The organism is Shewanella sp. Choline-02u-19 (assembly GCF_002836205.1).
GTDB lineage: Bacteria > Pseudomonadota > Gammaproteobacteria > Enterobacterales > Shewanellaceae > Shewanella.
Genome location: NZ_PJBE01000013.1, coordinates 2,175,058 through 2,188,015, shown reverse-complemented (window position 1 = coordinate 2,188,015; position 12,958 = coordinate 2,175,058). Strand labels below are relative to the sequence as shown.

Annotated in this window: 10 protein-coding genes; 6 read left to right on the top strand and 4 right to left on the bottom strand. The window is 43.4% G+C overall.

The window, feature by feature from the left end; genetic code table 11:
* Positions 1-34: 34 nt before the first annotated feature.
* Positions 35-2,344 carry a peptidase U32 family protein gene (locus CXF83_RS16260; RefSeq protein ID WP_101093261.1) on the bottom strand — a complete coding sequence of 770 codons (2,310 nt, stop codon included), beginning with the start codon at positions 2,342-2,344 and terminating at the stop codon, positions 35-37.
* Positions 2,345-2,456: 112 nt separating this feature from the next.
* Here CXF83_RS16260 and CXF83_RS16255 point away from each other — a divergent pair, with 112 nt between their 5' ends.
* From CXF83_RS16255 to CXF83_RS16240, 4 genes are all read left to right on the top strand, one after another.
* Positions 2,457-3,122, top strand: coding sequence for a glutathione S-transferase (locus CXF83_RS16255; RefSeq protein ID WP_232775132.1), 666 nt, complete (start codon positions 2,457-2,459; stop codon positions 3,120-3,122).
* A gap of 51 nt (positions 3,123-3,173) precedes the next feature.
* Positions 3,174-3,815 (top strand): Vat family streptogramin A O-acetyltransferase, encoded by a 642-nt coding sequence (locus tag CXF83_RS16250; RefSeq protein ID WP_101093259.1) that lies wholly within the window; start codon positions 3,174-3,176, stop codon positions 3,813-3,815.
* Positions 3,816-4,017: 202 nt separating this feature from the next.
* Positions 4,018-4,425, top strand: a complete 408-nt coding sequence (locus CXF83_RS16245; protein ID WP_101093257.1) for a GFA family protein — start codon at positions 4,018-4,020, stop codon at positions 4,423-4,425.
* Positions 4,426-4,457: 32 nt separating this feature from the next.
* A complete protein-coding gene (locus tag CXF83_RS16240) occupies positions 4,458-5,057 on the top strand; it encodes a GNAT family N-acetyltransferase (protein ID WP_101093255.1) in 600 nt (199 codons plus the stop codon).
* Between the two features lie 176 nt (positions 5,058-5,233).
* Here CXF83_RS16240 and CXF83_RS16235 read toward each other — a convergent pair whose 3' ends face one another.
* On the bottom strand, positions 5,234-7,306 hold the full coding sequence (locus CXF83_RS16235) for a TonB-dependent siderophore receptor (protein ID WP_101093254.1): 2,073 nt from the start codon (positions 7,304-7,306) through the stop codon (positions 5,234-5,236).
* Between the two features lie 521 nt (positions 7,307-7,827).
* On the opposite strand from CXF83_RS16235, the gene CXF83_RS16230 reads away from it, so the two are divergent.
* Positions 7,828-8,577: a cytochrome b/b6 domain-containing protein gene (locus tag CXF83_RS16230; RefSeq protein WP_101093252.1), complete on the top strand. Its 750-nt coding sequence runs from the start codon at positions 7,828-7,830 to the stop codon at positions 8,575-8,577.
* Between the two features lie 116 nt (positions 8,578-8,693).
* Here the strand turns inward: CXF83_RS16230 and CXF83_RS16225 are convergent, their stop codons facing one another.
* The gene (locus tag CXF83_RS16225) at positions 8,694-9,530 is read right to left on the bottom strand and encodes a pseudouridine synthase family protein (protein WP_101093250.1); all 837 of its coding nucleotides are present in this window, start codon (positions 9,528-9,530) and stop codon (positions 8,694-8,696) included.
* 310 nt (positions 9,531-9,840) lie between these two features.
* On the opposite strand from CXF83_RS16225, the gene CXF83_RS16220 reads away from it, so the two are divergent.
* On the top strand, positions 9,841-11,562 hold the full coding sequence (locus tag CXF83_RS16220; RefSeq protein ID WP_101093248.1) for a phospho-sugar mutase: 1,722 nt from the start codon (positions 9,841-9,843) through the stop codon (positions 11,560-11,562).
* Between the two features lie 361 nt (positions 11,563-11,923).
* Here CXF83_RS16220 and CXF83_RS16215 read toward each other — a convergent pair whose 3' ends face one another.
* Positions 11,924-12,955 (bottom strand): radical SAM/SPASM domain-containing protein, encoded by a 1,032-nt coding sequence (locus CXF83_RS16215; protein WP_101098033.1) that lies wholly within the window; start codon positions 12,953-12,955, stop codon positions 11,924-11,926.
* Positions 12,956-12,958 lie beyond the last annotated feature (3 nt).

The following is a 12,958-nucleotide window of genomic DNA, read 5'->3' as shown; positions in this document are numbered from 1 at the left end:
GACTCTTCTGACGTTATTAGATTAATGCGACTGTTTATAAACCGTTGTGATATTGCAGTACAGTCGATTGTGGCACCATGTTGTCGAGCGTAGCAACCGCTGCCGATTGGCCATCGAGGAGCTGCTCGAACTGTTTGATTAACAATGCTTTATCAGGTGAGGGCTTATCACCGGCGCCAATGTTGGTTAGATCAATCATAAAGCCATCAAACAGATTGGCGAGATCGTCAATGATCTCAGTATTTAAGAATTGATCTTGATTATAAATACTTGGGTAGCCTGCTTTTTGCTTATCAATGGCAAACTCGTCACCTTTAAGATTGGTGATGCTAGTTGATTTGTCGCAAGACAGCATACAGCCGTTATCGATACGCGGTTTTTCACAACCGACACTTTGCTGGAAGAAGCACTGTCTGCTGGCCATCAGCAAGATGGGGTGATAGATGCTGTAAAACATCTTGAAGTTCTTAGGCCTAGCAATATGCTTGATCTGCTGCTGGTTTATCTCATTTGAGATAAAGGCGCCGTGGCAGTCAAACTGCTCCTGCATCGCCAATAGTGCATAAGAGTTGGTGGTGTTTAAAAATGGTCCTGCAATCCACTTGATGCCGAGTTCAAAGGCACGATGTGCAATACCGGTATTGTTGGTCACAATCAGCTCAGGTTTCACCTGCTCTAAAATGTTTAAGGCCACATCATAGTCTTTACCGATTAATACCGATGGGAACCAGGGGATCAAGCGCGGGTTTTGCTGCAGAAAACTCACATACTGAGTGCAGCCACGCTTATAGGCGTCAGGCAGCTTGAAATAGATATCGGCATCAGTGTTATCTGCTAATGCCACATCGGCCTCATCACAGATCAAAATAGATAACTCAGCCCGTAGACTCTCGCTGCCATCACGCTTGAGCGGTTTTGGGTGCTTAGTGAGCTTAGGCAGCTCAACAGCAGGCAATACCGGCGTACCATGGTTGAGTGTTAACAGCAGCTGTTTTTTAAGGGTAGTGAGCTCTTTAAAGGGAATACTTAACCCTGTGGCTAAGTCATCAATTACTATTGGCTTGAGTGCGAATTCTGCATTGTTGAGACTCTTAAAGCGTTTTTCAATGGCGCCAAGGTCAATACAGGCATCGTCGCTTTTAGTCAGTAAACTGCGTGAATGCAGCACAAATGAACGTGGCTCAAGCTCGGTTTTACCGACAACGAAATCGAGACTAGTCACCTTAATCGATAGTGGGGTATCTAGCTGACCCGAAAATGCCAGAGTGAGTGGCAACTTATCAATCGTCAGGTGCTTAATCTTATCATCTACACTGGCTTGAATTTGACTCTTTTCGACTTGCAGCGCTTGCTCTGCATCGTGAATTTGTACCACTGAAATAGACTGGCTACCGTTTTGAGTCAGCTTGTCTTTGAGATGGTTTTTCGAGTTATCACGTGGATTGTCGATAAACATCGATTGGTTCAAGTCACCCTTTAAGAATGAGTTGGTGAGATCGCGGTTAAACACTTTATATAAGCGCTCGCCATCTTCCAGCAACTCACCGGTTTTGAGGTAGCCATCAATCTGTTTTCGGAAGCTATCAATGACAGTATGAACGTAGCTGGCGCCTTTAATACGGCCTTCAACCTTAAACGAATGTACGCCGGCTTCAATCAGCGCAGGTAGGTCAAAGAAAGCTGAATTGTCTTTAATGTTGAGCGGGAAGTTATGACCCGTCTCAGTGGTTTCATACTCTTCACGGCAAGCTTGGCTACAACGGCCACGATTGCCGGAGTTACCGACGCTGGCGGAAGTGGAATAACATAAGCCTGAGAAAGCGATGCACAGTGAGCCATGAACAAACACCTCGGTGGTAATGTCATGTTCTCGGCCAGTGGCTGTCAGCTCGGTGATTTCCCGCAGGTTAAGCTCTCTAGAGAGGTTAACCCTTGATGCACCCAATTTCTTTAGAAAAGGCAGCTGGCCGCGGTTATGCGTTGTGAGCTGAGTGGATGCATGCACATCCAGTGTCGGAAAGTGCTGTTTAATTAGCTGGAACATGCCAATATCTTGCACTATCACACCGTCTAATGTGGTGTTGGCAAGCTTGCTGAGTAGTTTGGCTAGTGTTTTGAATTCGTTTTCTAAAATCACGATATTCAATGTGAGAAAAATCTCACATTGATACTGGTGTGCTAAACGAATGATCCCAACAAGTTCCTCAAAGGAAATATTAGCGGCACGGTTACGCGCATTAAAGGTGTCTAAGCCACAATAAACAGCATCGGCTCCGGCAATAATTGCCGCTTTAATCGCATTGATATCTCCGCCTGGTGCTAATAATTCAATCTTTGGATCCATGGTTACAACTTGTTGTCAGAAATTTAATGGGGGGATGTTACCCGTATATTTTGTGAATGAATATCGTTAAAGTAAATTATTCGCATTTGATAATTGAGCTGATTGAGCAACAATGAACAAAATCATGGCATTACCCGTACTGTATTCCTTGAGAAATTGCCCCTACGCGATGCGCGCTAGATTGGCCATTTATGCATCCGGCCAGCAAGTACAACTGCGCGACTTAGTGCTAAGCAACAAACCCGCAGAGATGCTAGAGGTATCCCCAAAAGGTACGGTACCGGTTTTGGTGACCTCGAATGGTCAAGTGATTGAAGAGAGCTTAGAGGTGATGCTATGGGCATTTGAGCAAAGTGATCCCGATGATTTTTTAGACAAAGCAAACCAGAACGTACTTGATGAGATGCTTGGGATTATCGCGATATTTGATAATGAATTTAAAGGCCATTTAGAGCATTACCGCGCCGCTAAACGCTATCATGAACCGACATTGCCAGAGCATAGGGAAGCGTGTGAAAGCTACCTTGTTCAGCTTGAGCAAAGGCTCTGTCAGCAAGAGTATCTAATGTCAGATAAGCCTACTATTGTAGACTTAGCTCTAGTGCCCTTTATTCGACAGTTTGCCCGAGTTGAACGCCAATGGTATTTACAATCACCTTATCCAAAGCTCAGGCAGTGGCTCAATACTTATTTACAGAGTCGAATGTTCAGTAAAGTCATGACCAAATATCCAATGTGGTTAGACTCAAAAGAGGTCGTTGTTTTTGGTGAACATTAGTCTTACGCTAGAAAGTAAGCGATAAAATTATACTCAGTAGAAGGAGGCACCATGTTTGGTCCAAATCCAAATGATAAAGAGCCTATGGAGGGGTTTCCTCAGGTAGGGTTTCTAAAAAATTTCATCGAAAGTGACAATATCATTGTTGGTGACTATACCTATTTTGATGATCCGGACGGGCCAGAGCACTTCGAAAAAAACGTCTTATATCATTTTCCTTTTATCGGCGACAAACTCATCATAGGTAAATTTTGTGCGATAGCTAAAGATGTAAAGTTTATCATGAACGGAGCCAACCATAAGGTGGATGGCTTCTCCACCTACCCATTTCAGATTTTTGGTAACGGCTGGGAAAAGGTGACGCCTAATGCAGGGGATCTCCCCTATAAAGGCAATACCGAGATTGGCCATGATGTCTGGATAGGCTACGATGCCACTATTATGCCGGGAGTTAATATTGGACATGGCGCAATTGTAGCCAGTAAGTCAGTAGTGACGAAAGACGTGCCGCCTTATTGTGTGGTAGGAGGGAACCCTGCGATTGTGATAAAACAACGATTCGAGCAGGGCACTATTGAACAGCTATTAGCGATTGCTTGGTGGGATTGGCCAATAGAGAGAATATCGGTGCATTTATCTGCAATAGTCGGCGCAGATCTAAGCGCACTGGCGAATACAGCTGAAGAAAAATAAAAGAAATAGGTCGTTTTGTGTCTGAAGAGAATCGGAGCTAAGGTTAGCTGATTTTTAGAGCGGTTCAAGCTGAGGGCTGCGAAAGCTGTCTAGAGTCTTTTGTGCGGTAATGATAGGGCTGACGATGAAGTGGTAGTCGCTAGAACTCAACAACAGCAATCGAATAATAACCACAAAAGAATAGTCAAAGGAGCAAACTGATATGTACGCAGGACAGTGCTTATGTGGCGAAATTAAAGTACAAATAGTGGGTAGTATTACCGACATCATTCATTGTCATTGCTCGTTATGTCGTAAAAACAGTGGCACAGCGTTTGCGACCAATGGTTTTGTACAGAGCAATGCATTTACTATTTTAACGGGTGAGAGTCTGCTCACTACTTTCTCTTTTAAGCCTGGTCGTCATCGCCATTTTTGCAGTCGATGTGGTTCACCAATCTACAGTTCAAATGAACAAGACCCTAGCCGTATTAGAGTCCGTCTTGGCTTACTTGATTCTGATATTATAGAACGGCCGTTATCCCACAATTTTGTGACGTCAAAAGCAAATTGGGAAGATTTAGATGCTAACCTACCAAGGTACCAGGCGTTTGAGCCCAGCCGCAGCTAATGCAGATTAACGCGAAAAAAGGAATGATTTAAATGGAAGTAAGATTAGCCACTCAGAATGATATGCCAGCCTTTTTTGAATACCTTAATCGGCAACTACAAGAAAATGGTGTTGATGATTCTCCGGTGTTTCAGCCCTTATCTCGAGCCCAATCCGAGTCGCAGATGACGGATGCAATGAAGCGCCGTTTTTCAGAGGGTATTGAGCGTGAAATAGGCCAGAGTGGCTGGCGTAGAATGCTACTTGCTTTCTCTGAGGTACAGGGCAATGTTGTCGAGGGGGAGACCGTTGATGGAGAAGAGAGCAAGATTATTGGGCATATTGATATTCGACCGCACTCAGAGTCTCATACCGAACATCGGGCGCTATTAGGCATGGGCGTTGATTTATCAGTAAGAGGCAAGGGGCTTGGGCGCAAGCTTATTGAGTCGATTGAGAGTTGGACCTTACAAAACACTGGCCTTGAGTATATCGATTTATGGGTGTTGTCGAATAACCTTGCCGCGATTAAACTCTACCAACGCAGTGACTTTATTAAGTGCGGTGAAATAACCGATATGTTCAGAATTGATGGAAGAGCACTGGCTTACAGTATGATGTGTAAGCCGTTAGCGGATAATCAGCATAAGTGAGCATCAGTCACCTGCCATTTGTGATGTAACAAAGACTGCTCTAATAGAGGTTATTGATCTAGCAAACAGGCGATAAACGTATAACGTAATAAAGCGATAAGCATAAAAAAGCCTAGAGAAGACTCTAGGCTTTTTTGCTTAATGGCATATTGCCAGTCTTAAGCTAAGGTGCCGCGTTAGAAAGTGTAGCTTATACCAAATTTAACTGTTCTTGGTTTACCTACGTTCACTTCACCGTTTTCACCGCCACCTAAGTAGTCAGTATCAAATAGGTTTTCGATATTCACTCTAAGCTGTAGATCTTGGCCTGCCACTGGAATAGCATAACTAATGCCGGTATCAATGCGAGTATATGCATCCTTCTCGAAGGTATTAGCGGCATCGCCAAAGCGTTCGCCCTCGTAGAATGCGCCTAAGTTAACGGCCATTCTGTCATTAAGTGAATATTTAGCCCAAATAGAGGCGGTCCACTCTGGGACATCTTCAGGGCGGTTACCATTATATTTATCACGTGATTCAAATTCAGCATCGAGATACATGACCGAGGTGATCAAAGAAAGGTCATCGTTTATTTGGCCCATGGCACCAAACTCGAAACCTTTATGACGTTGCATACCACCTTGAGTGGTAATTGGATCATCTGGAGTTCCTTCATTGATAAGAATATTTTCACGTTCAATGTTGAACACTGCAGCGTTTAAGCGGATCTTACCTGACAGCAACTCCCATTTAGTCCCCAGCTCTAGCATTTTTCCTTTAATAGGATCGAGCTCTAAGCCATAACTGCCATCTTCATCGTCAAGTACGCTGCCCTGTGGCTCAAAACTCTCGCTGTAGTTGGCATAAATAGACGCATTATCGACTGGATGATAAATGACACCGAACTTTGGTAATGCTGAACTATTGTCAGCATCTGTTTTATCTTGTTGGTCGTAGCGCACACCTAATAACACTTGCCACTCATCATTAAGTGAAATTAAATCTTGAGCAAACACGCCATAGTATTGGTATTCTTCGCTAGAGGCTTTGGCATCAGCATAATCTAGGTCTTGCTGAGGAACGGTTAACCCAGTGCCGATGTTAGCATCGAAATTATCGCCTTTAACTTTTAGCGAGCTGTATTGGTGATCAACATAGTTGCCGCCGAAAAGTAGATCATGCTGCATTCCCGCTAGCTCAATTGAACCGACAACATCGAAGTAAAACGCTTGTTGTTGCCAATCTTCAAGCTTGTTGTAAGGATTGTTTTCATAGCTGCCGGTGTCAGGCTCATAACTGCCGGTCTGTGGTTTACTTTCCCAACGCTCACGTTCGTTGTGTTGTTTGTTATAACCTGCCGCGAGCTCCCAATCATCGGAGAGCTGATAGCTAATATCGGCCCCATAGTTTTCGCTTTGAGCATCAATCTTGGTCCAAGGCATGTCCCAAATCATCTCCTCGCCGCCGACAACATCACCATTATCGTCAATTAAGGCACCGCTGTCTTGGCCCGCCAGTTCATCTGATTTGTCATAGTGCAAAGAGAGGGTTAGATTGTCGCCGATATCAAAATCGGTCATCAAACTACCCACTAGGAAGTCACTTTCTGCCGCGTCTCCATCTTGGTATTCACGCCAGTTTTTATTTTGCTCTTTCTCAAGTACGGCGCGATAACGAATAGTTTGCTCTTCATTTAAGCTGCCACCAGCATCGAGTGATCCCCGAATAGAGCCATTCTCATCGCCCTTAAGACCGATGGTTAAGAATGAATCATAAGTGGGCTTTTTAGTCACTAAATTGACTAGACCACCAGGTGTTGATTGTCCGTAGAGTAGGCTCGATGGGCCTTTTAGCACTTCTACATTTTCAACTAATGCCATCGGTAATCTGTACTTAGAAAAGTGCTGGTGGCCATCTTTAAGCAGGTTGGTGCTTTCATCCAAACTAAAACCACGCAAGCTAAAGCGTTCTCTATCTGTGGTTACGCGACCAATTGACACACTGGCATCATTTTTAAGGGCATCACCTAATGTGCGTACTAATTGATCATCCATTATCTCTTTAGGAATAACCACCACTGACTGGGGCGTGTCTAGTAATGACACATCTGAGCGCATGGCCCCATGAGCTTGATCGGTTTTGTAATGCTGTTGGTGACCCATCACGGTGATGACTTCTATGTTGGCATCATCTACGGTCGTTGCCATCGCAGCGCCGGAGTGCAAAATGCCAGCAATAAGTGCGGTAATTAGCTTTACTTGGGTATTCATATGATCAGCCTTTATAGCTCTTTGCGATGACAGCTCTTACGTAAGCCAATCCCGATATTCCGTATCAAATGTTAAGCGCAGGTTAGAGTTAATTTGGTTATGTTGTGTAAGATTCTCAATTAGGCATGGATGGTAATGAGAATGGCTATCAATATCAAACACATTTGATTATTAAGTAAGCACTTGAACGGGCTGATGATAATTATTGTGAAGCCTGTCACTCGGGGTATTATTTAATGTTAAAGATGTTTATTGGCGTAAGGCCAACCGTGGCGGGGGCTGTGGCTAGGTTTGCTTGAACAGCATTGAGCGAAAACGTTCTGTTGAATATTAATGAATATTAACTGAAACTTAAACCTGACAGTTTATACTGGTTTTTTCTAGTAGCAGTTTGATAGCAGCGTTGTTCCAAGTTGCTAGCAATAATATAACTAAAATGGTGGCTTTAACGGGCGTTTGTACTTTAGGTCATCAATTACCTTTATGACAACTCAGCAATGTTAGGGCGTTAGGAATACCGTATGAGTAATAAAATGAATAATAAAGTAGCCAATGAATTGGTTGAACACCAAGTTTGGGATAAACCTGTGCGTGTTTTTCATTGGGTCAATGTCGTGCTAATCACAGCATTAATGTTTGTCGGTTTAATTATGCTATTTAAGTCTGAACTTGGGATCAGTGGTTTGGCTGCAAAGATTAAACTTAAAGAGTTACACACCATTATTGGCTATATGTTTGCCGTTAATTTGATCATCAGGTTAGTGTGGGGCGTTGTCGGCACTGGATTTGCTAAATTTTCCACAATGCGTCCCAAAATAAGTGATGTAACTGCCTATAGACACCGTTTGAGTAAAGGCGAAAATCCGCAATATATAGGGCATAATCCTATCGGAAAGTTCGCTGTTGTAGCAATAATGACTCTGCTGGTGGTGATTATGACGACGGGGTTGATGCGTGCGGGAACCGACATCTATTATCCGCCTTTTGCGGGAGTGGTTACTCGTTACATCGCCGCTGATAACGTCGATCCTACCACCATAAAAGCCTATGACGATACTGGAGTGAATCTCGATAAAAAAGCCAGTATGAAGCCTTATAAGAGTCTTGCTGGCGACATTCATCTCTATAGTGTTTATCTATTAATGTTGCTTATATTGATGCATATCATCGGTGTTGTATTGGCTGAAGTACGTCATCAACCAGGTATTATTTCAGCGATGTTTTCTGGCAAGAAAAGAATCGCGGGTAAGTGCGAAGACAGTACTGATTAAACAATAATCATTGAGACGGTACTGATTAAAATCGTACAGACTTAGAACGACTTTAGTGTTAATGATTAAAGCCACTTTCTAAAATAGAACGTGGCTTTTTTGTCTCTATAGTCAACTTAAAAGTGCGGACGATAAGCTTGTGGTAGTTCAAAGACTTTATCTTGTTGAGTGATAGGGCAGATAAAGTTTAAATAGCATGAGGTGAGCTGTAAATTTGGCGTCGCTTCACTGCCATTGCCGTGTAATCTATCGCCCACCACCGGGTGCCCGATACTTGCCATATGCACCCGTATTTGGTGTTTTCGGCCAGACTCAATCTTCACCTGTACTTTAGATTGATTTAGCTCGGCGTTGTATTCAAGTCGGTGGGCGTATGACAGCGCCGACTTACCATCAACTTCGCTGTCGATAGTGACCTTTGCGGCAGAAAACTCGCCCTCTACGATCACCTGATAATATTTATCTAATGCGCGTGTTTCAAATAACTTAGCAATGGCCGCAGTGATCTTTTTACTGTGGCCCAATACGATAAGCCCAGTTGCAGCAAGATCGAGCCTATGGATAATATAGGCGCTACGAGCAGGCTCTAGGTGAGTCTCGGCAAAGCGATTAATCGTGCTATGGTCGCTCCACTTAGAACCTTGGCAGCGCATGCCAAATGGCTTAAACCATACACTGTATTGACCTTCGTCAAATAATAACTCAGCCGCGTCGACTTGTTCGTCTAACACTGCTTGATTGTAATAGAGGTGCACCTCATCGCCTTGATTCAACGCTTTTTTGGCGCGTCTTAAGCGATTAGTTTGTTTACCGTGAGTCAGCCAAACAGCGCCTTTTTGCATTGCCTGTTTTATTGTCTGTTTACTGAGTTCAGTTTGTTGTGACAGCAGACTCACCGCATCAATTTCGGGATCTGTGACCTTGATATGGCATTCAGTTTTAAGCAGGCTCATTTTTCTATTACGCAGTCATCAATGTTTGTGCGGCCATTTTACACTATCAGTGACCTTCGCTGCGACCACTATCTATTGGCTGTGTTTACCAATTGTAATGCGTATTGGAATTTGGGCGCTTGATAAATGAGTCGCGTTGAGCGGACATTTACTTGATGTAAAAACTTTAATGCAAATTATCTTGTTCTCTGTTTGGGCTAGGCTTAGTGTGGATACTAATCGTTTTCAATTGCAGTAGCCGTTTATGCTTATCGAGTATTGAGCATAAAACTAATAACGGTTATCTAGCGGGTACAAACTGGAGTGAACCATGGATACGCAGTTAAAATTTAGAGTACAGCATTGGCTTAAGAATGACCCTGACCCACTAATGCGTGCAGAGCTACAAGCCTTGATTGACGCGGGTGACGAACAAGCTATCACTGCTCGCTTTGCTGGGCGTTTAGCATTTGGTACCGCAGGGCTTAGAGGCGTAGTGGGCGCAGGACCGACTCGGATGAACCGTTTAGTTGTACAGCAAACATCTGCAGGGCTGGGGAAGTATTTAATGGCACAAGTCAGTGACATTGCCACGCGCGGTGTAGTGATTGGATATGACGGCCGCCATGACTCACAACAGTTTGCTGAAGATGCCGCCGGTGTGCTGTGTGGATTAGGGATTAAGGTTTACCTTACGAAAAAAATTGCCGCGACCCCACTCGTCGCATTTGGTGTGCTACACCTTGGTGCAGCCGCTGGCATTGTGGTGACAGCCAGCCATAACCCCCCGCAATACAATGGTTATAAGGTGTATTGGGGCAATGGCGCGCAAATCATCCCACCGCATGACAGTGGTATCGCGGCGTGTATTGAAAAGGCCGCCAACGAGCAGATAAAGGTCACCTCATTAGATGACGCATTAATCGCGGGTCATTTACAGATTTTGTCAGATGATTTTTATCAGGCTTATCGTGATGGTGTGCATCAATCACCGGTATTACAACATCAAACAGCGCCAGAGCAGGTGAGTCTCGCCTACACCGCTATGCACGGCGTGGGCAATGAAATGGCACTTGATGTGCTCAAAGACGCTGGCTTTACCAAGGTCTATTCTGTCGCGGCTCAAGCGCTGCCCGATGGTGATTTTCCAACGGTAAACTTTCCAAACCCTGAAGAGAAGGGGGCGATGGATATGGTGATGGCGGAGGCTAAAAAGCACAACGCAATGTTAGCTTGTGCCAACGATCCTGATGCGGACCGCTTTGCCGTTGCTGTCCGTAAATCGGATGGTGATTACCAAATGCTGACTGGCGATCAAGTCGGGGTGTTATTTGGCCACTATCTACTGACACATGCACCCGATAATCAGCGATTCACGTGCACCACGATTGTGTCATCGAGTCTTTTATCTAAAGTTGCCACCAGTTTAGACGCGACTTGTCGCACAACGTTAACCGGCTTTAAGTGGCTGACCAATGTCGGTATGACCGAACAAACAGACGATAATCGATTTTTGTTTGCCTATGAAGAAGCGCTCGGTTACACGCTTGGCACTATGGTGTGGGACAAAGACGGTTTATCAGCATTAGTTGGCTTTGCACAGTTGACCGCAGAGCTTGCAAGCAAAGGGCTAACGATTTGGGATAGATTAGAGTCAATATATCAACAGCATGGGTTCCATCTTAATAGCCAGGTAAGTATTGCGCTAAAACCGACAACGCCCAACATTGGCGCTTATTTACGTGACAATCCACCACAATCGATAGCAGGCCACAAAGTGGTGTCGACCGACGATATCAGCCTAGGTAAACGCTTGTTTGCAGACGGAGGCGAAGAAGATATTAGTTTGCCTGCCAGTGATGTACTCATCTATCGCCTTGATAATGACGCCAGAGTCATTGTTAGGCCATCAGGCACTGAGCCAAAAATTAAGTGTTATTACGAAGTGGTAGTGGCAATGACGGCTAGCGATACGCTAGCTACAGCTCAATTACGGGCGCAAGTTGAAATGGATGAATTTATCCAAGCGCATCAAGCGTCACTGCCTAAGTAGTGGGTTAAAAGTAAATTTCGATGAACAGTCTATAAAGCCACCGAAAGGTGGCTTCTTACTTTTAAAATAGTGGTTATGCGAGTGTCAGCTCAGCAGAGTTTGATGCAGTTGGTCTAAATTGAAATTGGACATAAACGATTTAGAGCTAAAGCTCTTGAAGTGATGAGTGTCATTAGGGAAAATATGGCTAACGAATATGCGGTAACGTCCTAATAAGGACATTAAATACAAACTAAAACCGATTACTATACATGGAGTTACAGGGGGAAGGCTTTAAAAATCCCACGCCCATGTAGCTCATATGTAGCAAGCGGTAGCTACGAGTCTATTGTTATCATTCATAACAGCGTATATGTATCAACTATCTATTACCACAAACAACAATTTCATCAAATAATGGACATCCATTTAAACAAATTTTCTTACTAGAGCAGCCTCCACACCTGTTCGAAGCGAAGTAGTCACGAAATCCCGTAAAATTATCTGAATTTTGCCAGATATCTAAGAAATTACCATTTTCTGGAATCACATCCCCTTCATGGAGTTCTTTTTGAAAAGAGCACGGATATGCTTTCATATCTTCTGATATAAACATTGAGAATCTACCAGCATCACAAGCTTCAATTGTTTTTACATTAGCATCAGTTCTAGCGAATAAGCCACTAACGCAACATGAGTCAAAACCGACTTTAAACTTAGAAACGTTAGAGGTTGCTAATGCAAAGAATTCTTGAACGAGAGGGCTATTTCTTAATAACCTTTGCTCATACACTTTTCTACCCGTAGGTTTATAATTTAAAAAAACTAATGCATTAATCCCCTCTAGTAATAAAGGTGGTTTTTTTAGCCATTCAATTGCTTTTGTAATGCTACTTGCATCTAATAAAAAGTGAATGTTCGTTTTAATATTCATTTGGGTTAACTTTTTTATAGCTTCTTCTGTTTCGATATATGGTGCATAGGCACTTACAGCTACAGCTCCACAAAACTCTTTAGACGCTTTTAACACCTCGGAAGTAAGACCTCTACCGTTCGTAGTATAATTCGGCACAATTCCTTTTGAGTATGTATACTCTAAAAAGCTAATAAACTCTGGATGTTGGTTGGGGTTACCTCCACCAAGAGCAACTTGATAAACCCCCATTTTTTCTGCTGCATCTATTACATAACAATAGTCCTTATAAGACATATGAGTTCCAGACTTATCTGACTCTCTATAGCAAAAAACACAGCCTTTATCGCACCAATTTGTAATTGCAATATCTAATAATTCAGGGCCGTGTGGAGCCCAAAACGGCTCCGGTGCACCTTTATCTTCAACTCTAGCAAAAAAACCTGTTTTAGCATTAAATAATGTGCTGTAACCTAAATCTTTATATGTTCTAAATTTCATAAC

Excerpts from the sequence above, each read along its gene's own strand:
- CXF83_RS16260 (WP_101093261.1), bottom strand. The coding sequence starts at position 2,344 with ATGGATCCAAAGATTGAATTATTAGCACCAGGCGGAGATATCAATGCG.
- CXF83_RS16230 (WP_101093252.1), top strand. The coding sequence starts at position 7,828 with ATGAGTAATAAAATGAATAATAAAGTAGCCAATGAATTGGTTGAACAC.
- CXF83_RS16240 (WP_101093255.1), top strand. The coding sequence starts at position 4,458 with ATGGAAGTAAGATTAGCCACTCAGAATGATATGCCAGCCTTTTTTGAA.
- CXF83_RS16225 (WP_101093250.1), bottom strand. The coding sequence starts at position 9,530 with ATGAGCCTGCTTAAAACTGAATGCCATATCAAGGTCACAGATCCCGAA.
- CXF83_RS16215 (WP_101098033.1), bottom strand. The coding sequence starts at position 12,955 with ATGAAATTTAGAACATATAAAGATTTAGGTTACAGCACATTATTTAAT.
- CXF83_RS16255 (WP_232775132.1), top strand. The coding sequence starts at position 2,457 with ATGAACAAAATCATGGCATTACCCGTACTGTATTCCTTGAGAAATTGC.
- CXF83_RS16245 (WP_101093257.1), top strand. The coding sequence starts at position 4,018 with ATGTACGCAGGACAGTGCTTATGTGGCGAAATTAAAGTACAAATAGTG.
- CXF83_RS16250 (WP_101093259.1), top strand. The coding sequence starts at position 3,174 with ATGTTTGGTCCAAATCCAAATGATAAAGAGCCTATGGAGGGGTTTCCT.
- CXF83_RS16235 (WP_101093254.1), bottom strand. The coding sequence starts at position 7,306 with ATGAATACCCAAGTAAAGCTAATTACCGCACTTATTGCTGGCATTTTG.
- CXF83_RS16220 (WP_101093248.1), top strand. The coding sequence starts at position 9,841 with ATGGATACGCAGTTAAAATTTAGAGTACAGCATTGGCTTAAGAATGAC.